Origin of the sequence: Roseomonas rosulenta, from assembly GCF_016106005.1 — a bacterium.
Classification (GTDB): Bacteria; Pseudomonadota; Alphaproteobacteria; order Acetobacterales; family Acetobacteraceae; genus Neoroseomonas; species Neoroseomonas rosulenta.
The window spans coordinates 12,419-36,576 of sequence record NZ_JACADR010000014.1 but is presented as its reverse complement, the minus strand read 5'-3'; the positions used below and the strand labels follow the sequence as shown (position 1 = coordinate 36,576).

18 protein-coding genes are annotated in these 24,158 nt (G+C 71.2%); 10 read left to right on the top strand and 8 right to left on the bottom strand.

Annotated features, from left to right (window positions below):
• The coding region (locus HW578_RS04020; protein WP_198369247.1) for an AMP-binding protein at nt 1-841 on the bottom strand (841 nt) is incomplete at its 3' end.
• A 786-nt stretch (nt 842-1,627) separates the two neighbouring features.
• On the opposite strand from HW578_RS04020, the gene HW578_RS04015 reads away from it, so the two are divergent.
• Entirely contained in the window at nt 1,628-1,864 is a 237-nt protein-coding gene (locus tag HW578_RS04015; protein WP_198369246.1) for a hypothetical protein, read from the top strand.
• A 70-nt stretch (nt 1,865-1,934) separates the two neighbouring features.
• Here HW578_RS04015 and HW578_RS04010 read toward each other — a convergent pair whose 3' ends face one another.
• Nucleotides 1,935-3,062 (bottom strand): isocitrate/isopropylmalate dehydrogenase family protein, encoded by a 1,128-nt coding sequence (locus HW578_RS04010; RefSeq protein ID WP_198369245.1) that lies wholly within the window; start codon nt 3,060-3,062, stop codon nt 1,935-1,937.
• A gap of 77 nt (nt 3,063-3,139) precedes the next feature.
• Entirely contained in the window at nt 3,140-4,306 is a 1,167-nt protein-coding gene (locus HW578_RS04005; RefSeq protein ID WP_198369244.1) for an acyl-CoA dehydrogenase family protein, read from the bottom strand.
• Nucleotides 4,307-4,626: 320 nt separating this feature from the next.
• On the opposite strand from HW578_RS04005, the gene HW578_RS04000 reads away from it, so the two are divergent.
• A complete protein-coding gene (locus HW578_RS04000) occupies nt 4,627-5,184 on the top strand; it encodes a phosphonate degradation HD-domain oxygenase (RefSeq protein WP_198369243.1) in 558 nt (185 codons plus the stop codon).
• Nucleotides 5,181-6,602, top strand: a complete 1,422-nt coding sequence (locus HW578_RS03995) for an alkaline phosphatase family protein (protein ID WP_198369242.1) — start codon at nt 5,181-5,183, stop codon at nt 6,600-6,602. Before HW578_RS04000 ends, HW578_RS03995 begins: the two co-directional genes overlap by 4 nt.
• Nucleotides 6,603-6,729: 127 nt before the next feature.
• On the opposite strand, the gene HW578_RS03990 is transcribed toward HW578_RS03995, so the two are convergent.
• The 5 genes from HW578_RS03990 to HW578_RS03970 form a co-directional block, all read right to left on the bottom strand.
• Nucleotides 6,730-8,412 carry a putative 2-aminoethylphosphonate ABC transporter permease subunit gene (locus HW578_RS03990; protein WP_369407814.1) on the bottom strand — a complete coding sequence of 561 codons (1,683 nt, stop codon included), beginning with the start codon at nt 8,410-8,412 and terminating at the stop codon, nt 6,730-6,732.
• A 4-nt stretch (nt 8,413-8,416) separates the two neighbouring features.
• Entirely contained in the window at nt 8,417-9,544 is a 1,128-nt protein-coding gene (locus tag HW578_RS03985) for a putative 2-aminoethylphosphonate ABC transporter ATP-binding protein (protein WP_369407813.1), read from the bottom strand.
• Nucleotides 9,545-9,552: 8 nt separating this feature from the next.
• Complete coding sequence (locus tag HW578_RS03980; protein ID WP_198369239.1) at nt 9,553-10,572, bottom strand: putative 2-aminoethylphosphonate ABC transporter substrate-binding protein; 1,020 nt, start codon at nt 10,570-10,572, stop codon at nt 9,553-9,555.
• A gap of 81 nt (nt 10,573-10,653) precedes the next feature.
• Complete coding sequence (phnX, locus tag HW578_RS03975) at nt 10,654-11,478, bottom strand: phosphonoacetaldehyde hydrolase (protein WP_198369238.1); 825 nt, start codon at nt 11,476-11,478, stop codon at nt 10,654-10,656.
• Nucleotides 11,475-12,596, bottom strand: a complete 1,122-nt coding sequence (locus HW578_RS03970; protein WP_198369237.1) for a TIGR03364 family FAD-dependent oxidoreductase — start codon at nt 12,594-12,596, stop codon at nt 11,475-11,477. The genes phnX and HW578_RS03970 overlap by 4 nt, the downstream gene beginning before the upstream one ends.
• Nucleotides 12,597-13,015: 419 nt before the next feature.
• On the opposite strand from HW578_RS03970, the gene HW578_RS03965 reads away from it, so the two are divergent.
• From HW578_RS03965 to HW578_RS03935, 7 genes are all read left to right on the top strand, one after another.
• A complete protein-coding gene (locus HW578_RS03965) occupies nt 13,016-14,137 on the top strand; it encodes a cache domain-containing protein (RefSeq protein WP_198369236.1) in 1,122 nt (373 codons plus the stop codon).
• Nucleotides 14,134-15,345, top strand: a complete 1,212-nt coding sequence (locus HW578_RS03960; protein WP_198369235.1) for an HlyD family secretion protein — start codon at nt 14,134-14,136, stop codon at nt 15,343-15,345. Before HW578_RS03965 ends, HW578_RS03960 begins: the two co-directional genes overlap by 4 nt.
• Nucleotides 15,345-17,324: a glycosyltransferase family 2 protein gene (locus HW578_RS03955; protein WP_198369234.1), complete on the top strand. Its 1,980-nt coding sequence runs from the start codon at nt 15,345-15,347 to the stop codon at nt 17,322-17,324. Before HW578_RS03960 ends, HW578_RS03955 begins: the two co-directional genes overlap by 1 nt.
• 553 nt (nt 17,325-17,877) lie before the next feature.
• Nucleotides 17,878-20,088 (top strand): type VI secretion system Vgr family protein, encoded by a 2,211-nt coding sequence (locus tag HW578_RS03950; RefSeq protein WP_198369233.1) that lies wholly within the window; start codon nt 17,878-17,880, stop codon nt 20,086-20,088.
• 7 nt (nt 20,089-20,095) lie between these two features.
• On the top strand, nt 20,096-20,458 hold the full coding sequence (locus HW578_RS03945) for a DUF3592 domain-containing protein (protein ID WP_198369232.1): 363 nt from the start codon (nt 20,096-20,098) through the stop codon (nt 20,456-20,458).
• Between the two features lie 19 nt (nt 20,459-20,477).
• Nucleotides 20,478-23,075 (top strand): DUF2169 family type VI secretion system accessory protein, encoded by a 2,598-nt coding sequence (locus tag HW578_RS03940; protein ID WP_198369231.1) that lies wholly within the window; start codon nt 20,478-20,480, stop codon nt 23,073-23,075.
• Complete coding sequence (locus HW578_RS03935) at nt 23,072-24,133, top strand: pentapeptide repeat-containing protein (protein ID WP_198369230.1); 1,062 nt, start codon at nt 23,072-23,074, stop codon at nt 24,131-24,133. Before HW578_RS03940 ends, HW578_RS03935 begins: the two co-directional genes overlap by 4 nt.
• Nucleotides 24,134-24,158: the final 25 nt, after the last annotated feature.

The window sequence follows — 24,158 nt, the reverse complement described above, 5'->3', positions numbered from 1 at the left end:
CGGCAGGCTCCGGCGGCAGGGCATCGCGCAGGGCGCCGAGCGCGGCCGCCGGCAGCACGGCGTTGCGCACGCCGTGGCGCGCCATCAGCGCCAGCGCGCGCGCGGCCTCGAAGCGCGGCATGGGGGCGGCCAGGACCGGGACGCCGTGGAACAGCGCCGGCAGCAGCGCATCGAACAGGCCGGAGCGCCAGGCCCAGTCCATCGGCGTCCAGACCAGGTCGCCCGGACACGGGAAGCCGCCGTGCTGCGCCGCGACACCCGGCAGGTTGCCCGCCAGGGCGCGATGCGCATGCAGCACGCCGCGCGCGCAGGCGGTGTAAAGGATCAGCGCCGGGTCACCCGCGGCGACGACGGTGCCGGGGTCGCCGCCCGGCGCGCGCCCGGCCTCCTGCCAGAAGGACAGGACGCCGCCGCCCGTGCGCTCGGTGCCGAGCACCAGGCGCAGGCCGGGCAGGCCCGGGCGCAGCGCCTCGGTCGCATCGAGCCCCGAATCGTCGGTCACCAGCGCGGCCACGCCGGCGTGCTCGAGCCGGAAGGCCAGCGCCGGCCCGTCCAGCATGCGCGCCAGCGGCACCGCGATGGCACCGAGCCGCCAGGCGGCGAGCAGCGCGATCACCGCCTCGGGCCCCTGCGGCAGCAGAATGCCGACGCGGTCGCGCCGGCCGATGCCATTCGCCCGCAGCACCTGAGCCACGCGGCAGGAGGTGACGTGCAGCGCGTCGAAGCTCACCGCCTCGTTTGGCCCATCGGGGCGCGGGCGGATCAGGGCGAGGCGGCCGCTGCCATCGGCCCAGCGGTCGCAGCATGCCTCGGCGAGGCCGGGGGCGCCAACGTTCAGCACGACACGATCCGGCAATCGGCGCGCGAAGGGCGGCAGACGCTACGCAGGTGCTGCCGGGCAACGGGGGTTCCGCAGCGCATCATGGCCAAGCCTGTTCATCCGGCAGTCCGCCGGCTGGGCGCGTGCCGCCTGGGGGGAAGGCGGCAGCACGCGGGGGGGGTACCGGCATCCCTGACGACAACACCGGTTTTTAAAGTATTCGAGAAATTCACAAGAGTGTGCAATGGCGTTTTTATTGCCATCGACAGTGAAAAATCCGCTCTCGCTGCAACTTACGCGCGCCCTCGGTCGGATCGACTCGCTTGCATTGCCAGGGCCGGACGCCCGGCGACCCTGCCGCGGGAGGACGCAGCCCTCCAATTCCCGCCGACAACGCGGCGGTGCGGCATCGCGAGAACCTGCGGATGCAGTCTCGGTGCGGCGTCCTAGCCGCGATGGCAGTGCGACGGGGCGTTGCTCGCAGCCCCCCGGGCAGGGCCGGGTCGGTTCGCGCGACATCGCGGCGGCTCAAGGACCCGTCGTGCCGTTTTTTGAACTATATTCGCCGAATTCGATGCGCTTCTCGCCGGATAAAGACATCGCCCAAAGCCGGGGTGATTCTTTTCTGCAACACCCGGACGGCACAATGACATCCCACGGCCGGGAAGACGCGGAAAGGAGTGCCTCGATCCGCCGCCTCGGGGCAATATCAGGAACCGGGCCGGCATGGGGATGCCGACCAGGGCGCGAGCCACGGCAGGCGCGGGGGCGCCGCCAGGCCCTGAGGCTGTTGCAGGGGGAATTCCGATGAATCAGGTCGTCACGAGCTTGTTTCTCAGCACCGGGGCGAAGGCCACGCGGAGCCTGTCGGAGGTCACGACCGACCCGATCTCCGCCGCCACCGCCGCCGTCGAACGTTGCCTTGCCCAGGCCCATGAGGCCGGCAACGAGGACGCCGTGCGTCTTCTCCATGCCGTCAGCGCCATACTGTCCTCGTCGCCTCGTGCCCGGTTGCCTGCTGAGGCATTTCAACCTGTGGTTTGATTCGACAAGGGCCTATCAACACATTGGCGTGACCATAGCGTGAAATCGTCCCGCGCGGGCGGCCGGCGCCTCAACCGGACGCCGCGCCGATCCGCGCCGCCACCGCCCGCGCCACCGCCCCCGTCCCGTCGCGCCCGCCGATGTCAGGCGTGCGCAGGCCGTCGGCGAAGGCCGCATCCACCGCCGCCTCCAGCTCTGCCGCGGCATCCGTGAAGCCCTGGCCGGCGCCGCGCGCGCCTAGCCAATCCAGCATCATCGCGGCACTCAGCAGCGTCGCGGTCGGGTTCGCCACGCCCTGCCCCGCGATGTCGGGCGCGGTGCCATGCGCCGGCTGGAACACCGCGTGGGTGTCGCCGATATCGGCGCTCGGCGCGAAGCCCATGCCCCCCACCAGCCCCGCGCCGAGGTCAGAGAGAATGTCGCCGAACATGTTCTCGGTCGGCAGCACGTCGAAGTCCCAGGGCCGGCGCACCAGGTCGAGCGCCATGGCATCGACGTAGTGGCTGCGGCTCTCGATGTCGTGGAACTCCGCCGCCACCTCGGCGAAGATGGCGCGCATGAAGGCGAAGGCGCGGAACACATTGGCCTTGTCGACCAGCGTCACCACGCCCGGGCGCCCGCGCGCCTCCGTGCCGCGTGGACGCCCGCGCGCCTCCGCGCGACGCCGCGCCAGGCCGAAGGCGAAGCGCGCCAGCTTCTCGGTGACCGGGCGGGTGATGCGCAGCGTCTCCTCGGCCATGTCATGCGTGACCACGCCGCGGTCGCGCGAGAAGAACAGCCCCTCGGTGCTCTCGCGCACGATCACCAGATCGATGTCGCGCGCGCGCGGATCGGCGAGCGCGGAAGGCACGCCCGGGATGGCCCGGAACGGCCGCACCCCGGCATAGAGGTTGAGCCGGAAGCGCAGGTCGAGCTGCGGGGCGATCTCGGTGCCGTCGGCCGCGCGGATCTCCGGCCAGCCCATCGCCCCCAGCAGGATGGCATCAGCGGCGGCGGCGCGCGCGAAGGTCTCCTCGCTCATGGCCGTGCCGGTGTCGCGGTAGCAGAAGGCGCCGGCGCGCAGCGTCTCGAAAGCAAGGCCGATGCCATGCCGCCGCGCCAGCGGCTCGAGCACGGCGAGCGTCGCCTCGGTCACCTCGGTGCCGATGCCATCGCCCGGCAGGACGGCGATGCGCAGCGCATTGGCGGGGGTCGGCATGGGGCGGGCCTCGCGGGGTCAGGACGTCAGGCTGGGCAGATGTCGCCCGCGGCGCGGACGCCGTGGCGCCGTCAGGCTCAATAGGATCTCGGCTGGCCGAGCACGCGCTCGGCGATGAAGGACAGCACCATCTGCTCGGAGACCGGCGCGATGCGGCAGATCAGCACTTCGCGCAGCAAGCGCTCGACCACGTATTCCTTCGCATAGCCCATGCCGCCATGAGTCAGCACCGCCTGCAGGCAGGCATTGTGCCCGGCGCGGCCGCCAAGCAGCTTGGCCGCATTCGCCTCCGCCCCGCAGGGCCTGCCGGTGTCATACAGCCAGGCCGCCTTCAGCGTCATCAGCCAGGCGGATTCGAGCGCCGTCCAGCATTCCGCGAGCGGATGCTGGATCGCTTGGTTCTGGCCGATCGGCCGACCGAAGACCACGCGGTCCTGGCCGTAGCGCGCCGCGCGATCGAGCGCATCGCGGCCGATCGCGATCGCTTCCGCCGCGATCAGCACGCGCTCGGGGTTCAGGCTGTCGAGGATGTAGGAGAAGCCGCGGCCTTCCTCCCCGATGCGGTCCTCGTCGGGGATGAACAGGTCGTCGATGAAGGTCATGTTCGAATCGACCGCCGCGCGGCCCATCTTCGGGATGCGCTTGATCTCGACCTTGCTGCGGTCGATGTCGGTGTAGAACAGCGTGATGCCCTCGGTCGGCCTGCGCGCATCCTCCTTCTTCGTGGTGCGCGTCAGCAGCAGGATCTTGTTCGCGACCTGGCCGGTCGAGGTCCACATCTTGCGCCCGTTCACCCGATAGCCGCCGGGCACCTTCGTCGCGAAGGTGGTGATGGAGGTGGTGTCGAGCCCCGCATTGGGTTCCGTCACGCCGAAGCAGGCCTGGTCGGTGCCCGCGATCAGCGGCGGGATCCAGCGCGCCTTCTGCTCGGGCGTGCCGTGCACCACGATGGGGTGCGGGCCGAACATGTTGATGTGGATGGACGACGCCGCGGCCATCGCGCCGCCATGGCGCGCGACGGTGTGCATCATCAGCGCGGCCTCGGTGACGCCGAGGCCCGCGCCGCCATGCACCTCCGGCATGGTGATGCCGAGCCAGCCGCCCTCGGCCATGGCGCGATGGAATTCGCAGGGGAAGCGCGCCTCGTCGTCGCAGGACCGCCAGTACTCGTCGCCGAAGCGGCGGCAGACGGCGCTCACGCCCTCCACGATCGCCTCCTGTTCGGGCGACAGGCCGAAATCCATGCGCTTCCTCCGCGATTGCCGGCGCCATGCTGTTACGCAGGCTCGCCCTCCGCAAGGGAAGGCGGGCGATCGAGGATTCGGCATGCCCGACCGGCCATCCCGGACGCCGGGGCAGGATCACGGGCGCTCCGGCGCCAGCGCGCCGCGCGGTGGCGGCGAAAGCGATTCACGCCAGTGTCATGCAGGGGTCATCGAACCGTTGCCGGCGTCGTGGGAGAGGCTCGGGTGCCGCGGCGTCGATCCGCAAGGCCGTGGCCGGGCCCGCCGGGCCTGGTCCATGATCGCGCTGCTGCCGCTTCAACCCGCCCAACGAGAGCGCCATGACGCCCGACGTCGTCACCGAGATCCATGACCTGCTCGAACACCGCGCCGATGGCGCCTATGGCCTGCATGACGTGACGCAGCGCGAGCACGCGCTCCAGGCCGCCCGGCTCGCCGAGCGCGACGGCCAGCCGGACGCGCTGATTGCCGCGGCGCTGCTGCACGACATCGGCCATCTCGTTCACGACCTCGGCGAGGACCCGGCGGCCGAGGGCGTCGATGACCGGCACGAGGAGCTCGGCCATGCCTGGCTCACGCGCCATTTCGGCCCGGAGGTGACGGAACCCGTGCGCCTGCACGTCGCCGCCAAGCGCTACCTATGTGCGACGGAGGCGGATTACGTCGCGCGCCTCTCGCCCGACAGCGTGCGCAGCCTGGCCCTGCAGGGCGGCCCGATGAGCGCTTCGGAGATCGCGGCCTTCGAGGCGCTGCCCCATCACGCCGCGGCGGTGACGCTGCGCCGCTACGGCGAGGCAGCGAAGGTCCGCGCCCTGGAGACGCCGCCCGTCGCGCATTTCCTGCCCTGCGTCGCCCGCTGCCTGAGGGCCGGCGCATGACCCGCGTCATCATGGTCGCGCTCGACGGGCTGCGGCCGGACATGGTCGATGCGACGCTGACGCCCCATCTCGCGGCCCTCGCGGCGGTCGGCACGCGCTTCGCCAATGCGCGCAGCGTCTTTCCCTCCGAAACGCGCGTCGCGACCCCTTCCCTCATCACCGGCTGCCGGCCGGGCGGGCACGGCATGGTGGCGAACACGCTGTTCGATGCGGCCGTCGCGCCGGACCGGCTGCTGCGCACCAAGCTGGTCGAGGATGTGCTCGCCATGGCGGCGGGCGCGGAATCGCCGCTGCAGCGGCCGAGCCTCGCGGAGCGCATGGCACCGCACGGGATGCGCTTCGCCCTGGTGAGCGCCGGCACCGCCGGCGCGGCGCGCCTGCTCCACCCGGCCGCCGAGCGCCTCGGCGCCTTCCGCTGGAACGTTGAGGACACGCAGGGCGCGACGGCGGAGGAGGTGCGCGCCGCGCTCGGCGCCACGCCGGAGGCCGCCGTGCCGAACATCCCACGCGTCGACTTCGCCGGCCGCGTGCTGGTCGATCACGTGCTCCCCCGCCATCGCCCCGACGTCGCGCTGCTGTGGCTCTCCGAGCCCGATGTCTCCTTCCATTGGGGCGGGCTGCGCGCGGAGCACACGCTGCGCGCCCTGCGCGCCGCCGATGCCGTGCTGGGGCGCATCGTCGCCTGGCGCGACGCGCAGCCCGATGCGGCGGAGATCGCGATCGTCGTCCTGTCGGACCACGGCCATGTCACGGGCCGCGGCAAGCGCAGCCTGCGCACCGAACTGCAGCAGGCCGGCTTCCGCGCGGGCACGGGCATGGCGGCGGATGTCGATGTCGTGGTGGCGCCCGCCGCCGCGCCGGGCATCTGGCTGCGCGACCCGTCGCTCGCGCCGCAGGTCGCCGATTTCCTCGCCACGCAGCCCTGGGCCGGGCCGCTGCTCGCGCGCGATCCGGCGATCCTGCCGCCGGGCCGCGCCGTGCCCCTCGCGCTGCTCGGCAGCGCCCATGCGCGCAGCGCCGACCTGGTCGCGACCTTCGCGGGCGACGAAGGCCCCGATGCCTGGGGCAGGCCTGGCACGGCGCCCTTCGACGCGCCGGACGTGCCCGAGGGCGGGGGCATGCATGGCGGGCTGCACCGGGCGGAGCTCGCGACCGTGCTGGTGATGCAGGGCGGCCCGTTCCGCAGCGGCGCCGTCGCGCGGCAGGCGGCGGACCTCACCGACATCGTGCCGACCGTGCTGCATGTGCTGGGCCTCGCGGTCGAGGGCATGGAAGGGCGACCGCTGCGCGGCGCGATCGATGCCGCGGCCGACATCCTGCCGGCCGAGGAGCTGCACGCGCTGCCCGGCGGCTTCGTGCTCGAGGCGATGCGCAGCGAGGCCGGGCGGCTCTATCCGACCGCGCTGCGCCGCGCGTGATACGCGGCTGACAAGGGATCGACCCTTGTCAGCCGCGCATCACCCCTTGGTTTCGCGCGAGGCCGCCCCGCAAACCCCGCGCGCCATGCCGGTATGCCAAAGATGAAACTTTGGCATGACGGCCTGATCAGCGCCGCCAGGCCTGGGTGGCGCGCCCGAGCAGCGCGCCCAGCACAAGCTGGGCGAGCTTCGCCGCGGTGGTGATGCCGAGGATGACGACACCCATCGCCGCGGCCGCGCTGGCCTGCCCGGCCTCGTCCATGTGCAGCATGGCGACCGAGGCGGGCTTGGTGTCGGGACCATAGAGGAAGATCACCGCGCTCACCGTCGTCATGGCGGTGACGAACAGGTAGATCGCGATCTCGAGGATCGCCGGCAGGCACATCGGCACGGTGACGCGCCCGAAGGTCACCCAGACCGGCACGCGCATCGAGGCGCCGACGGATTCGAATTCCGGGTCGAGCTGGCGGATGGCGGTCACCGCCGTCAGGTGCCCCACCGTGTAGAAATGCACGATGGAGTTCAGCACCAGGATCGCCAGCGTGCCGTAGAGCACGCCCAGCGGATTGGCCGGGTGGTTGAAGAACAGGACATAGGCGAGGCCGAGCACGAGCCCCGGCACGGCCAGCGGCACCGTCGCGGCGAAGCGCCCGAGGCCCGGCAGCTGCCCCTTTTGCGGCCCGCGCTCCAGCACATAGGCCACAACGAAGATGATGGCCGTGCCCAGCACCGCCGCGAGACCCGCCATCCGCACCGAGAGCCACACCGCCTGCCACCCCGCCGCGTCGAAGCGCGAGAAGCCGTAGTTGTCGAGCGTCAGCGACAGGTTGTAGGGCCAGAAGCGGATCAGCGATCCCCAGGCGGCGACGCCCACGATGCCCACCAGCACCGCGGCGACGACGAGGCAGAGCGCGAGCAGCGGGCGGTCGCGCGCGGCGCGCGGTGCGGGGCGCAGCGGCACGGCGCGCCCGCTCATGGTCGCGCTGCGCTGCCGGCTCGCCCAGCGGTCGAGCAGGAAGGCAGCCACCGCCGGGACCAGCAGCACGATGCCCACCACCGCGCCCATGTTGAAGTCCTGCAGCCCGACCACCTGCTTGTAGACATCGGTCGCGAGCACCGGGAACTGGCCGCCGATCACCTTCGGGATGCCGAAATCGGTCACCACCAGCGTGAAGACGACGACGAAGGCCGAGACCAGGCCGTAGCGCGCGCCAGGCAGCGTGACGGTCAGGAAGATGCGCGCGCGCGAGGCCCTGAGCGCCGCCGCGGCCTCGTACAGCCGCGCATCGGCGGTGGAGAGCGCGACGGCCAGGATCAGCGCGGCGGCGGGGAAGCAGTAGAAGACCTGCGCCGCGACGATCCCCGCCGGCCCGTAGATGCTGCCGCCCATGAGAAGCCCGCGCAGCATCCCCTGGTTGCCGAACAGATAGATCAGCGCAAGGGCGGGCAGCAGCGAGGGTGCGAGCAGCGGCAGCATCATCACCGCGCGGAACAGCGGCCTGGCGGGGATGCAGGCGCGCGTCAGCGCATAGGCGTAGCCGAAGGCGAGCGGCACCACGATCACCGCGCTCAGCGCCGCGGTCCAGACGCTGTTCCAGGCCGCGACCAGCAGCGCTGGCGTGGTCGCATAGGTGCGGAAATTCGCGAGGCCGGCGAAGCCGCCCTCCGGCGTCTCGAAGGCCCGCAGCAGCAGCGTGCCGAGCGGCAGCGCCAGGAAGGCGAGCAGGAAGGCGAGCGCCAGCCACAACCCCCAGCTCATGACCTGCTGGTCGAGCGACAGGCGCGGGCGGGACGGCGCCGCGGCCAGCACCGCGTCAGGCATCCTCGGCGAAGACCATCAGGTGCTCGGGCGGCAGGGTGGCGGCGACCTCGGCGCCGGGCAGCGCACCCAGCGCCGCCAGCTCCGCCGGCACCACGGCCGCGAGCAGGCGCAGCGCTCCCGCCTCGAGCGACACCCGGCAGCTGGGCCCGAGGAACTCGCCCCCCGTCACACGGGCCTTGAGCGCGCCGGGCGGCGCCGCATCCGGCGGGGCCAGGCGCAGATGCTCCGGCCGGATGAAGCAGGCGACGCGCGCGCCATCGAGCAAGGGCCGCGCGGCCTCCGCGGGCAGCCTCGCGCCACCGGCGACCAGCATGCCCGCGGGCGAATCCACCACCGCCTCGAAATGGCTGGAATGGCCGATGAAGCCGGCGACGAAGGGGCTGGCCGGGCGTGCGTAGATCTCGGCCGGCGTACCGATCTGCTCGATCCGCCCGCGGCTCATCACCACGATGCGGTCGGAGACACCCATCGCCTCCTCCTGGTCGTGCGTGACCATGATGGTGGTGACGCCGAGGCGCTGCTGGAGCGAGCGGATCTCCTGCCGCAGGTGCTGGCGCACGATGGCGTCGAGGGCGGAGAGTGGCTCATCCAGCAGCAGCAGGCCGGGCTCGTTCGCCAGCGCGCGCGCGAGGGCGACGCGCTGCTGCTGCCCGCCCGAGAGCTGCGAAGGGTATTTTTCCCCCTGGTCCGAGAGGCCCACGACGCCGAGCAGCTCCGCCACACGCTCCCGCGCGCGCGCCCTGGGCCAGGCGGCGCCGCGCAGCCCGTAGCCGACATTCGCGTTCACAGTGAGGTTCGGGAACAGCGCGTAGGACTGGAAGACGATGCCGAAATCACGCTCGGAGGGCGGCAGGTGCGTGATGTCGCGCCCTTCCTGCAGGATGCGCCCCGTCGTGGGCGGATCGAGCCCGGCGATGCCGCGCAGCAGCGTCGTCTTGCCGCAGCCCGAGGGGCCGAGGAAGGTCACGAACTCCCCGGCCTGCACCGAGAGGCTCACGCGGTGCAGCGCCACGAAGGTGCCGAACTGCTTGCCCACCTCCTCGACACGGAGATAGGCGTCCTCGCGGCGGGGCGCCGCCGCCAGGGCAGCAGCGGCGATGCCGGGCGTGGCGGCGGTCACGCGGGGCGTCAGTTGCGCGGCGCGGACTTGCCGTCGAAGCGGCCGGCCCATTCGCGCAGCAGCCGGTCGCGCTGCGTCGCGATCGTGCGGAAATCGGCGCTGACCAGGCGCTCGGCGAAGTCGGCCGGGTAGTTGCGCACGGTGGGCTCCACACCGGGCAGCGCCAGCAGCGCGTAGAAGCGGCCATAGAGCTCCATCGCCGGGCGGGAGACGGCGAAGTCCGCCAGCCGCTGGGCAGCCGCCAGGTTGCGCGTGCCGCGCAGGATCGCCGTCGCCTCGAGGTCGAAGCCGACGCCGTCGGTGGGCACGATGATCTCGATCGGCGCGCCCTGGTTGCGCAGCGTGACGGATCGCATGTCGAAGGAGATGCCGACGCCGAATTCCCCGCGCGCGGCGTTGTTGCAGGGCGCGCTGCCCGAATGGGTGTAGACCTGGATGTTGTCGTGCAGGCGCGTCATGTAGTCCCAGGCGCCCGCCTCGCCGCGCGCGCCGATCCAGCCCGCCATGGTCAGGAAGCCGGTGCCGGAGGAATTCGGGTTGGGCATCACCACCTGGCCGCGGAAGGCCGGGTTCAGCAGGTCGTTCCAGGTGGTCGGGCGCGGCAGGTTGCGCTGCTGCGCGACCACCGTGTTGAAGCAGATGGCCGAGACGAAGGCGTCCATGCCCGTCCAGGTCATCGGGCTGCGCTCAGATCGCATGTTGGCGCGCAGCGCTTCCGCGCCGCGCGGCGTGTAGGGCTCGAGCATCTCGAGCGCCTCCATCTGCAGCAGCGAGAAAACCGACAGGCCCCACACCGCGTCGGCGCGCGGGTTCTGCCGCTCGGCGATCAGGCGGGCGGTGATGATGCCGGTGGAATCGCGCACCCAGGCGATCTCGATGTCGCGCAGCGCCGCCTCGGCGGCCTGCTTGAAGGGGGCGAGCTGCTCGTTCTCCAGCGCGGTGTAGACGGTCAGGCGGGTGCGCTGCTGCGCCTCGGCCACCGGGGCAAAGCCGATCAGGGCGCAGGCGAGAAGGGCAAGGCGACGCATGGGTGGGGCTCCCTCGGGGGTCGCCCGGTCCCTAGCCCGCACCCCGCGTCAGTCATGTGACGAAAGCATTGCGGTTCCGTGTCAGGGCGCCTCGATGAGGCCGGGGCGCTCCCCGGCCACGAGGCGGGCCTCCATGTGCTCGACCACCGCAGGAAGGTCAGCGGCCGAATCCACCACGAGATGCGCGCCGGCCGCCATCAGCTCGGCCGTCGCCCGGCGGCGCAGCGCGTCGCGCGCCGGGGCGTCGAGCGCGGCGAGCTCTTCCACCGTCAGCCCCGCGATATTGCCCGTCAGCGCCACGCCGACCGCCCAGCAGCCGGCCGCGCGTGCCTCGCGGATTCCGGGCGGCGTGTCGTCGATCTTCACCACGCCGCTGGCCGGCCAGACCCCCATCGCCGCCATGGCGTGCCACATCTGCAGCGGCGCCGGCCGGCCGGCGGCGAGGTCCCCGGCGCAGACCATCACTTCCGGCACGAAGCCCTGCGCGGCGGCGATCGGCGCGAGGCGCTCCATGATCGGGCGCGTGTAGCCGGTGGTAGAGCCGATCCGGATGCCGCGCGCGACGCACCAGTCGAGCGCGGCCCGCACGCCGGGAATGAGGGCGCCATGCGCCTCCACCGCCGCGACGTTGAGCGGTTCGAAGACATCGAAGATCGCGTCGATCGCCGCCTCGTCGAAGTCGCGCCCGTGCCTCGCACGCCAGGCGGCGGCAACGGCGGGCGCCGTGCCCACCAGGCGGATGTGGTCGCGCTTGGCCATGCCCATCGGCCCGCGCGCATCGGCGATGGAGATGGCGACGCCGAAGCGCGCGAAGGCCTCGACGAAGGCGCCCATAGGCGCGCGCGATCCGTGGTCGAGCACGGTGCCCGCCCAGTCGAGGATGACGGCCTTGATGGTGGTGCTCATGGGGAGGCTTCCAGATCGGCCAGCACTTCCTCGGCGAGGCCGAAGGCGGTGCTGGCACCGGTGCCGGAGGTGACGGAGACAAGGCGCACGCCGGGTGCCACCCTCTCGAAGAAGGCGTCGTCGGGCCCGGAGGGATAGAGGCCCGTCCACCGCTCGATCACCCGTGGCGCCGGCAGGTCGAGCACCGCCTGCGCTTCACGCAGGATCAGCGCGTCGACATGCTCTGGCTGGAAGGGGTCGGGCGTCGGGCCGTAGTGGTGGCTGTCGCCGACGACGAGCGAGCCGTCCGCGCCCTGCACGACGATAAGGTGGACGCCGTTCGCGACCTCCTCCGCCTGCTCGGCGCGCAGGCGCGCGCGCAGCGTCGGCAGCGAAGGGCACTCCGCATAGCCGCGGTAGCGGTCGAGGCCGAGGTCGCTCATCACCGCCGCCGGAAGGCGCCAGCCGGGATCGGCCAGGCGCAGCATGTGCAGCTTGCACAGCGTGACGCCGCGGCGCGCGAAGGCCTCGGGAAACAGGCTCGCGAGGTCGGGTCCCGGGCAGACCACGGTGCGCGGGGCGTGGAAGCTGCCCGCGCTCGTCTCCACGCGGCCCTCCGCCACGCCCAGCACCGCCACCTGCCGGCGGAACTGCACGCCGAGCGACGCCTCCATCCAGGCGGCGAGGCGGGGGATGGCATCGCGGCTCTCGACGCGCAGCTCGTGCGGGCTGTGCAGCGCGGCGAGGATGCCATCGCCGCGCAGCGGCGGCGCATGGGCCGCGAGCGCGGCGCCACGCAGCACGCGGCAGCCCTCGCCCATCGGGCCGGCGGCGAATTCGTCCAGCACCGCCGCGGCCTCGGGCCGGCGGGCGCACATCAGCAGCCCGCGATGATGGACATCGATGCCCGCGAGCGGCGCGACCTCGGCCCAGACATCGCGCGCGCGGCGGGCACGGCGCCATGTGTCGCGCGCGCCCTGGCCGGTCACGGTGATGAAGCCGAAGTTCCGGATGGAGGCGCCATTGGCCTGCGCGTCGCGGTCGAGCACGAGCACGCGCCGTCCGGCGCGCGCCGCGTGCAGCGCATGGGCGAGGCCGACGATGCCCGCGCCGACGACGATGAGATCGAGGCTGCTCATGCGCGCAGCGTTACCACGGGCCCGGGCGCATGGCACCGCGCTTCGCTTCCCCACGGGACAGACGGCAGGCCGGAGCGGTGGTGGCGGACGTCGATTGAGGCACCCGTGTCCATGCGGCGCGCGATCCGTCAGCGCCAGACCGCGGCAAGCGACGACCACCCACCCCGGGCTGCGGTCTCGCCATAAGCGCCCCGTATTCCCGGGACGGGACGCAATGGCCGGGACGCGCGCCCACCAGGTGATCGACGCTGCCCGCACGGCCATCGGATCGATCATGCGAGGCAACGACAATGTGAACTCAAGCGCCGTGCTTGGCGCCGCCAGCCTTGAACCGCTGTCGCGGTCCAATATCCTTCCTCACGTCGCCTTGCCGCCCCGGACCCGTCATGTAGTCTCGGCCCGATCTTGACGGAGATCATATGCGGCGAATACCGAAACGCACGCTCACGGCTACGATCATCCTGCTGACGATCGCTGCCGCGGTGCTCCCTCTGGCCTTCGCCGTTCCTGGCTTCATCGCCTCCTCGCGCAGCACCGTCGGCGATCGCGCGGCGGAAAGCCTCGCATTGGCGGCGAGGCAGATCAGCACCCGTCTCGGCGCGGGAATCTCGGAACAATGGGCAGAGCTCCGGGTCGTCGCCAGCTGGGCGGCGACCGAGGGAATCGGGGGCAGCTTCCCGCTGCGCATCGACACCGTCAGGGCCGTCAACGCGAACCTGGCATGGATGGGCGTGGCCTCGCCCGAGGGTCGCGTCCTGGTCGCGACGGGCCGCGTTCTGGAAGGCCAGGACGTGTCCGCCCGCCCTTGGTTCAGCGCGGGCCTGCAGGGTGACTTCGCCGGCGACCTGCACGAAGCGGTGATGCTCGAGCGTCTGCTTCCACCGAAGCCGAGCGGCGCACCGCTTCGCCTCATCGACTTCGCGGCACCGCTGCGCCGCCCGGACGGCTCGCTGATCGGCGTGCTGGGCAGCCACGTGGACTGGCAGTGGATGCGCGATCGGGTCAGGAACGCGCCCCTGCCGGGCGGAATGGAGGCGCTGCTCGTCGCGCGCGACGGCACGGTCATCGTCGGCCCCCCGGGGGTGGAAGGCAGCCGGCTCACGCTGCGCAGTGCCCTGGCCGCCGGGCAGGGCGTCAGCGTCGTCAGCGACGAGGCCTGGCCTGATGGGCACCGGTACCTTGCGGCGGGCGTGCCCGCCGGGACGGCGGTCGGACTTCCCGGCTTCGGCTGGACCGTGATCGTGCGCCAGCCGCCCGAGGCGGCGCTCGTCGGCGTGCGCTCCCTCGCCCGCGCGATCGGTGGTCCGCTGGTGGCCTGCGCAGGCCTGCTGCTCCTCGCCGGCATCGCGCTTGCGCGCTGGATCGGACAGCCCTTTGCGAGGCTCGCGGAGAGCGCGACCGCGCTCGCCGAAGGGCGCCTCGACGCCCCGGTTCCCGAGGCCCGGTCGACACGCGAGGCCGCGCTGCTGTCGGCGGCCCTGGCGCGTCTCGACCGTGGTCGCGACGCCTCGACATCCAGGCCCGCGGGGGGGGCGGCATGAACAGATGGTTGAAGGTCGCGGCCGGGATCGCCCTCGCCGGCGTCGGGCTCTATGTCATCGTCGGGGAGCAGATGGCCGGCGTGTCGGCCAATGCCATGGTCAACGCGCAGGTCGTGATCGTCCGCGCGCCGGTGGACGGCGTCCTGAACCTCCGCGTTCGCAACCTCGGCACGAGGCTCGATGCGAACGAGCCGCTCGGCACCGTCACGGATCCCCGGCCGGACGAGCTTCGCCTGACCGACCTGCGCCAGACCCTCGCCCTGGCCGAGGCCGACCTGCGCCGCCTCGAGGATCTCACCAGCGCCCTCGTCACCAGCCGCGCGGCCTATGTGCAGCAGTCCCAGGACTACGGCACCGGCCGCACGCGGCAGGTCGAGGCGCGCCTTGCCGAGGCGAATGCCTCGCTCGAAGCCGCGCAGGCACGGCTGCGCGAGGCCGACGCGACCAGCCGTCGCGCGACCGACCTCGCCCGCCAGGGCATCCAGACCGCGGCCGACTTCAACCGGGCCCGCGCGACCTTCGAGGTCGCCGGCCAGGAGGTCGAGGCCGCGCGCAACCGCATCGTCTACCTCACCATCGAGGCCGAGGCCGCGCGGCGCGGCGTCTTCCTGGGCGATTCCTACAATGATGCCCCGTCCTCGCAGCAGCGCGTGCGCGAGCTCGACCAGAGGATCGGCGAGCTCTCGGCCGAAGTGCGCGAGCGCAACCGCCGGATCGCCATCCTCGAGGCCGTGATCGACGAGGAACGGGTCCGGCTCGCCCGCTTCCGCGATGCCGTCATCACCTCGCCTGCGCCGGGCGTGCTGTGGGAGGTCATGACCGGCAGCGGGGAGTATGTTCGCCGGGCGCAGGACCTGCTGCGGCTGGTGGATTGCAGCACGACCCTCGTGACCGCAAGCGTGCGCGAAGCCGTCTACAACCGCCTCAAGGTCGGCGATGCGGTGCAGTTCCGGCTGTTCGACGACGGGCGCGTCTTCGACGGCGTGGTGGCGCGACTGGCCGGATCGGGTGCGGAGACGATCTACCGCAGCCTCGCCGTCGGGCCGAGCGCGGAGCATCTCAAGCGGTTCGACGTCGCGATCTCGGTGCCCGCGCTCGCCAGCGACCCCGCCCTCGCCTGCGCGGTCGGCCGCACCGGGCGGGCGGTCTTCGCCGGGCGACCGCTCGATGCGCTGCGGCGGCTGATGGCGCTGTTCGGGCTCTTTTGATGCTTCTCCTCGGCGACTATGCCGCGGCCTTCGGTCCGTCGCTGGTCGTGCTGGGCATCGCGCTGGTGGTGCTGCCTCTGGCACGGCGGGACAACCCCGTGCTGCGGGGGGTGCTGTGCGGGATCGCGATCGTGCTGGCCTGGCGCTACATGGCCTGGCGCTTCGCCGAGACCATCCCCGAACTCGACTGGACGATCGATGCGCTGGTCGGCTGGGGCTTCGCGCTGCTCGAGGCGACGACGCTGGTCTCCTCCTCGATCGCCTTCGTGATCCTGTCGCGCCGGCGCGACCGCTCCGAGGAGGCCGACGCGCATACCGGCTGGTGGGGTGCGGCGCCGCCGCCGGTCGTGGACGTGCTGATCGCGACCTACAACGAGGAGGAGCCGATCCTCGAGCGCACCATCGCCGGCGCGCTCGCGCTGCGCCATCCGGCGACCCGCGTCTGGGTGCTGGACGACGGCCGCAGGGACTGGCTGCGCGCGCTGTGCGAAAGACTGGGCGCGCGCTACCTGACGCGCGCGGACAATGCGCACGCCAAGGCGGGCAACATCAACGCCGCCTTCGCGACGCTGCGCGCCCTCGACCGGCCGCCCGACTTCGTCGCCGTGTTGGATGCGGATTTCGTGCCGCACCGGGACTTCCTCGACCGCGCGCTGGCGCTGTTCCACGACCCGAAGGTGGGGCTGGTGCAGACCCCGCAGCACTTCTTCAACCAGGACCCGATCCAGCAGAACCTCGGCCTCGGGCGCACCTATCCGGACGAACAGCGCTTCTTCTTCGACCACGTCCAGCCCGCGCGCGACGCCTGGGGCCTGGCGTTCTGCTGCGGCACCTCCTCGGTCATGCGCTGGGCGGCGCTCGAGGCGATCGGCGGCTTCCCGGTTGGCTCGGTGACGGAGGACTACCTCATCACCCTGCGCCTGCAGGAGGAAGGCTACGGAACCGCCTACCTCAACGAGCCGCTGACCGAGGGCCTCGCGCCCGAGGGGCTCGGCGAATACATCACCCAGCGCGGGCGCTGGTGCCTCGGCCTGATGCAGATCGTGCGCGGCCCGTCGGGGCCCCTGGCGCGGAACCGCCTGCGGCTGCGCGACCGCGTCGGGCTCGTCGACAGCTTCCTCTACTGGGCGACGACCTATCCGTTCCGGCTCGCCTGCCTCGTGACGCCGCTGGCATACTGGTACTTCGGCATCACCGTGGTGAACGCCCCGGTCGCCGGCGTGATCGAGTACTTCCTGCCCTACTTCATCGCCGTGCTGGTGGCGGTGAACTGGATCTCGGGCGGGCTCATCGTGCCGGTGCTCAACGATGTCAGCCAGCTGCTCGGTGCGCGCGAGATCACGAAGGCCGTGATCATCGGGATCACGAAGCCCAAGGGCCACAAGTTCAAGGTCACGTCCAAGGGCGGCGACCGCACGCGCATCGTCGTGCAATGGCCGTTCCTGCGGCCTCTCCTGCTGATCTTCCTGCTGACGCTGGGCGGGCTGTTCTTCACCCCGGCGACCGACATCGTCTTCGACCGTGATGCCGGGGACGGGAAGTGGGTGATCCTCGCCTGGACGATCTACAACCTGGTCGTGCTCTTGGTCTCCATGGCCGTATGCGTCGAATTGCCGCGCGCCGGGACCGCGACGCGCATCGTGCCGGAGCGCGTCGGGCTTTACGCGTCCGGCCGCGAAGGCAGCGCCTGGCTGATGCGCCTCACCCTCGAGGATGCCTGGCTGCGTGGCGGTCCCTTCCTCGTGACCGGGGACGAGCTCGAGGTTGCGATCGAGGGCATCGGCCGCGTGCGCGCCGAGGTGACGCGCGTGGAGCCGGGCGGCTCGGCCGTTCGTCTGCGGCCGGACGAGGCGCAGCGAACAGCCCTGCTGGTCAAGCTGCACACCCGTGTCGGCGCGGCGGGAACGACGGAGACCGACATGGCCGGCCTTCTGGCCGACATCGCGATGCGCGCGGGGCGGCGGACAGGGGAGCGATGAGGGGAGCTCCGGCGATATTCGCCACCGAACCCGGTGCCGCCCGAGGCGCGGATGGCACGATCCACGGGCGCCTGCCGCAGCGCGCCGCCTCCGGCACGACATCCGGCGCCTGCCGGTCATTGCCCCGCGCCCCGTGATCCAGGCCCGCGCCGGGAAGGCGGAACCGAGGCCCGGCGGGACATTCTGCCATACCGTCGCCTGCGTCGTGCGGATGACGGCGATGAACGTCTAGCGGAGCCGCGTCGGGCGTGCGCTGGAGCACTTGCGCGGCGACCGCGCAGGTCAGCAGGATGGGCGCCGCCAGGGCCATCGCGCAGGCCCGGCGCCGGGGAGGTGTCAGACCGATCATGCTGCCCCCAGAGAGCCCGACCATCCTGCCGATCCCGAGCCCGTCGCCACGCCGGGCGCTTGCCGCCCGCGCGCCTGTGCAACGCTTCATCGCCGCGCCCACGCCGGTGGTGCGTGCTTCGCGCCGAGCCATGACCTTTTCGCCCGGTGGCGGCGCAGTACGGTGCGGGTCCGTTATGGGCCACGCCGATGGAGGCAGAGTGACGTGAGCTACTCTCAGACGACGCGTGTGCTCGAGATCCAGACGACGCTCGGGCCCGACCTCGCGATGCTGACCGAGCTCGAGGGCGAGGAGCGGATCTCGCAGCCCTACCTCTTCAACATCAGCTTCGTCTCCGAGGCCGAGCCGGCGCAGGTTGCGAGGCTGCTCGGCACGGCGGTCAGCATCAAGATGGGCTGGCCCGAGGCCGAGAGCGGCATCGAGCGGCGCTGCCTGCACGGCCACATCAAGCGGCTGCGGCGCGGCATGGCCGGTCGCGGGGATGGCATCGAGTGGCATGCGGAGGTGGTGCCGACGCTGTGGTTCCTCTCGCGCACCAGCGACTGCCGGATCTTCCAGGAGAAGACCATCCCCGACATCATCATGGAGGTGCTGCAGCTCCACGGTGTCACCAGCGTCGAGAAGAAGCTGCTCGGGACCTATCAGCCCCGCGAATACGTCGTGCAGTACCGCGAGAGCGCGCTCGACTTCATCCAGCGCCTGATGGAGCAGGAAGGCATCTTCTACTGGCACGAGCACTCGGAGGACGACCACAAGCTGGTGCTCGCCGACAGCAACGTCTCGGCCCCGACCATCCCGCTCGGCGAGGTGAGCTACCTAGGCGAGGACCCGCGCAGCTCGGTGATGAGCCTCGACGAGGAGATTGTGGTGCGCTCCGGCAAGTGGACGCTGCGCGACTTCAACTTCGAGACGCCCTCGCTCTCGCTCGAGGCGACGCAGCCGACCACCATCAACGTCGCCGAGATGAAGAAGCGCGAGCGCTTCGACTACCCGGGCATCTATCTTCAGACCAGCGCGGGTACCGACGTGGCCAAGCACCGCATCGAAAACGAGGAGACCTTCCACCTGGTGCGTCGCGGCGACAGCGGGGTTGCCGAATTCGTCGCCGGCGCGCGCGTGACGATCACCGGCACGCCCAACCCCGAGGTGCTGCTGACCGAGGTGCGGCACCGCGCGCAGGACTACAGCCACTGGACCGACCAGGACTGGGCTGCGAGCGAGCGCCACCGCGGCATCGGCCGGCGCCGTCGCGACGACCTGGCCCAGCAGCGCGAGCCATTCTACGGCAACGAGTTCGTCTGCATTCCGCAGAACGTGAAGTACCGCCCCGAACGTGTCACGCCGCGCCCCTTCGTCCAGGGCCCGCAGACCGCGATCGTCACCGGCCCGGGCGGCGAGGAGATCCACACCGACAAGTACGGACGCGTGAAGGTGCAGTTCCACTGGGACCGGCTTGGCCAGAAGAACGAGAATTCCTCGTGCTGGATCCGCGTCTCGCAGGGCTGGGCAGGGCAGAACTGGGGCCAGTTCCACATCCCGCGCATCGGCCAGGAGGTGATCGTCGACTTCCTGGAGGGTGATCCCGACCGGCCGATCATCACCGGGCGCGTCTACAACGCCGAGAACATGTATCCCTACGCGCTGCCCGGCGAAAAGACGAAGTCCGGCATCAAGACCCGATCGTCAAAAGGCGGCGGCACCGAGAACTTCAACGAGATACGCTTCGAGGATCTGAAGGGCTCCGAGCAGATCTACGTCCACGCCGAAAAGGATCTCGACACCGTGGTCGAGAACAACGAGACGCGCAAGGTGGGCGTGGGCAGCGGTACCGGTAACCGCACGACCGAGATCAAGAACGACGAGACGCTGACCGTTGGCAACGATAAGAATACCACGGTCAACGGCCACTTCACGGAACTTGTCCAGAAGACCGAATTCCGCACGGTCAACGGCAATGTGACCGAGACCTTCATGGCCAACGAGGAGCGCAAGGTCATCGGCAGCTTCACCGAGACGGTGTTCGGCGACTATTCCATCACCGTCGTTCCCGGTGCCTACGACCTGAAGGCCGTCGGGGGCATCTCGATGTGGTCGCCGGCCGCCATCAGCGTGACCTCGATGGTCTCGATCACGCTGACCGCGCCGTCGATCAAGCAGATTGGGCCGTCCTGGTTCAAGACCGGCTTGGCCTCGGGCGACGCCTATGTCCTGAAGACCGGCACGGCCGCCGTGAAGAACGACAACTCCGGCATCTCGGTGAACAATGGCGGCGTGAAGATCGACAATTTCGGCCTCAAGCTCGACACCTTCGGCATGGCGATCAAGACCGGCGGCGTCGAGATCAAGAACAAGGCGCTCAAGACGAACAGCGAGGCCTTCGCTGCAAAGCGCGGCCTGAAGCTGTACTCGGCGTGATTGCGGGATGCGCGGGGACTGGATGATCCTGGCGATCGTGGTGGCGGTGCTCGGCGTGGCGCTGGCGGTGCCGACGGTGATCTTCGGGCCGAACGTGCTGCGCCACTTCCAGGAGAAGCGTATCCGCGCCGAGGGCCTGCCGGCGACCGCGACGGTGGTTGACATCACCGAGACCGGCCGCCACTTCGGCATTGAGCGCGTGCCTGAGATCACCGTGCACCTGGAGGTGTCCGCGCCAGGCCGTGCGCCCTGGCGCGCCTCGCTCACGCGCATTCCCTCGACCGCTGACGTGCCGTTCTTCATGCCCGGGCGGCAGTTCGACCTGCGCTACGACCCAAATCATCCCGAGCGGGTGGCGGTGATGCCATGATACCAGGCCAGGGGCGTCCATGAAGATCCTGAAGCCTTTCGCGCTGGGGGCGCTGACGCGCCCGGTCGAGTTCGGACGTAAGTTCTTCCTCAGCGTCGCCGCCGTCAGCTTCTGCCCGATGGGCGATACGCCGGGCCTGCTCGGCGACATCGCGATGTGGAAGTTCCTGCCGGAGGTGTTGCCGCCGGGCCAGGCGGTCGACCTCGTGCTACCCAAGACGGCGGCTGAATTCCTCGTTACCGGCAGCGCCTTCGCCCCGGGCGGGCGGCCGGTGCAGACCATCACGACATCGGTGCGCCTGGGCGCCGTGACCAAGCGCCTCGCCGCCGTCGGCGACCGCTACATCCAGGACGGCGTGCCGACGGCCCCGCTGCCCTTCACCGAAATGCCGCTGGGCTGGGACCGCGCCTATGGCGGCCCGAAATACGCGCAGAATCCGCTCGGGCGCGGCATCGAGGAAATGCCGATCCCGGGCGTGGGCTTCCGCGTCGCGCTGCCGAATGTCGTGCTGCCGCAGGGCGCGCCGCGCCCCTCTTCGCCCGAACCGGTGAACTACGGCGCGATCGACATGACCTGGCCGCAGCGCTCGAAGCTTGCCGGCACCCACGACCAGCGCTGGCTCGAGGAGGATTTCCCCGGCTTCGCCCGCGACATCGACTGGCGCATCTTCATGGCCGCGAGCCCGGACCAGCGCTTTCCGGGCTTCCTGCGCGGCGACGAGGACTACGCGCTGTCCAACCTTCACCCGACCGAGGCCGAGATCACCGGCCGCCTGCCAGGCATCCAGACGCGCATCCTGATCGAGCGCCGCGGCTCCGGTCGGCTCGAGGACGTGCCGCTGGTGCTCACCACGGTGTGGTTCTTCCCCGCGCAGAAGCGCCTGGTGATGATCCATCACGGCCGCACCCGGGTGGACGAGGAGGATGCGCGGGACGTCACGCTGCTGATGATCGGCGCCGACCGCCTTGGCGTCCCGCGCCGGACGGCGGAGTTCGAGGCCGTGATGCGCGCCCGGCTCGACCCCGAGCACGGACTGCTGGAATCGCTGCGCGACAGCGCGCTGGTCCCCGAGGACCTGATCATTCCCGACCCCGGTCTCGAGGAGGCGAAGGCGCGCCACGAGGACAAGGGCCTGATGCGCAAGCGTGCCTTCCAGCGCCGCGTGCGCGAATACGAGAAGCAGCGCGAGGAGATGGCCGCCGCCGGCCTCGACCCCGACAAGCACGGCCTGGTCCGCCCGCAGGAGGAGGAGCCGCCGCCCTCGCTCGACCGCATACCCGCCCTGATCGAGCGCGTGCGCGCCGAGGCGGAGAAGATCCGCCGCGACGCGGACACGTTTGAGGCGCAGCAGATGGCAGAGGCCAGCGCCGAATCCGGCCAGCCGCCGATCGACCTCAAGAAGAAGGCGAGCGGCCCGCCGAGGACGACAGCCGCCGGGATCCGCGCAGGCATCGAGGCCGATGCGGCAGCGCTGGAAGCAGCCGGCAAGGATGCTTCGCAGGAACGCGCCGCACTCGCCGACCCTGCGCTGGCGAAGCTCTGGATCGAGGGCGAAGAAAGCGCGCGCAGCGGCTACCTCGGCACCGTCGACGAGCAGGACCCGGCGCCGCGGCTCGATGCGGCGGCCAATGAAGCGGTGCGCGCGCGGCTGTTCGATGGTAGCCGCGGCGGGCGGCGGCTCGACCTGTGTGGCGCCGACCTGGCCGGTCTCGACCTGTCGGGTTTCGACCTGACCGAAGCCTGGCTCGACGGCGCCGATCTCACCGGGGCGAATCTGTCGGGTGCGCGACTGTCGAATGCGGTGCTCGCCCATGCGCGGCTGGAGGGCGCGCGGCTCGCGCAGGCCGACCTCGCCGGCGCCAATCTCGGGCGTGCCAACCTGGTCGGGGCGGACCTCACGGGCGCGCGGCTGCGCGGGGTGGTGCTGCGCAATACGGATCTGCGCCGCGCCCGGCTGGTGCAGGCGGAACTTACCGAGGCGCAGCTGTTCGACGCCCGGCTCGACGGCGCGGACCTCAGTGGCATCGTCGCCGAGGACATGGTCCTCAAGGATGCCTCGCTCGACGGCGTGCGGGCGGTGGGCGCGCAGTTGGGTGCGCCGGTCTTCGTCGGCGTATCGCTGATGGGCGCCGATTTCAGCGGCGCGTCGCTGACTCAGGCGGGGTTCGTCGGCGCCAAGGCCGCAGGCGCCATATTCGACGGCGCCGACCTCACCCGCGCGGCCTTCGTGGAATCCTGCGACCTGACGGGGGCGCGGTTCGCCGGCGCGCAGATGAAGGGTGTGAACCTGCGCGGCAACCGGCTGGAGGGCGCGGTGTTCGACGGCGCCAACCTCGAAGGCGCCGATTTCTCGGATGCGGTGCTGACCGGCGCGTCCTTCGACCTGGCCCGCGCGCGCGAGGCGCGCTTCACCGTCGCCGACCTGCGCGGCGCGCGGATCACCCGCGCCGACCTCGCGGGCGCGAGCCTCGCGCGGGCCGACATCCGCGGCGCCGATCTCAGCGACAGCAGTCTGTATGAAGCCGATCTCGCCCGCATCCATGGCGACAGCGCGACGCGCTACGAGCGCATCCAGCGCACGCGGGTGCGGCTCAATCCCAGGCGGACCCCGGCATGACACGCGCAGCCCTCGAAGCGCTGGTGCGCGACGGCGAGATGATCGGCCGCGACACGAGCTGGGCCGGGCTCGACCTGCGAGGCGCCGACCTCTCCGGCGCCGTCTTCGAAGGCGCTGATTTCGCGAATGCGGACCTTCGCGGGGCCGATTTCCGCGAGTCCATACTGTCCAACGTGCGCCTTGACGGCGCGAACCTGGAAGGCGCGGATCTCACCCAGGCGAGCTTCTCCGAATGCGCGATGACCCGCGTGAACCTCGCGGGCATCAAGGCATCGATGTGGAACGTGGTGAACAGCAGCCTGCGCGGCGTTGTCTTCGCGCGCGCGGATCTGACGGGCGCCAATATCATCCAGTGCCGCCTCACGCGGGCGAGCTTCGTCGGCGCGACCATGGCCAAGGTCAACATGATGAAGTGCCGCACCGACGAGATCGACATCTCGGGCACGCTCTGCGAGGACGTAATCTTCATCGAGGGCGACTTCACCCGCGTGGCGCTCGCGGGGACGCGCTTCGTGCGCACCGCCTTCATCCAGGTTTACCTGGCCGGGCGTCCACTGCCGGGGCTGCAGGCGGCGGGATGCTTCTTCAACGAATGCGACATCACCGGCTGCGACTTATCGGGCGCGGACCTGACCCAGGCTGGCCTGCAGAAGGCAAAGGCGGCGGGCACCATCTTCGAGGGCGCGCAGATGGCGCGCGCAGTGCTGCTCGAGGCCTCGTTGCCCGGCGCCAACCTGCGCGGTGCCGACCTCAGCAACGCCATCCTCAAGGATGCCGACCTGACCGGCGCGGACGCCACGGGCGCGCGGCTGTACCAGGCAATCTGCGTGGGCATGAGGGCGCCGCAGGCGCGCTTTGGCAACTGCGACATGACCTATGCCGATTTGAGCCACGCCGATCTCGAGCAGGCGGATCTCGCGGGCGCGACTCTCACCCGGGCGAATCTCCACATGATCCGGGATGCCGGCGCGCGCATCCCGGACCGCCGTTCGGCACTGGCGCCGGACCAGGACCGCGCACAGTCGGAACAATGGCAGCAGCGTTGGGCGCCGCGATGAGCCGCCCGGCCCAAGGAGAAATGGC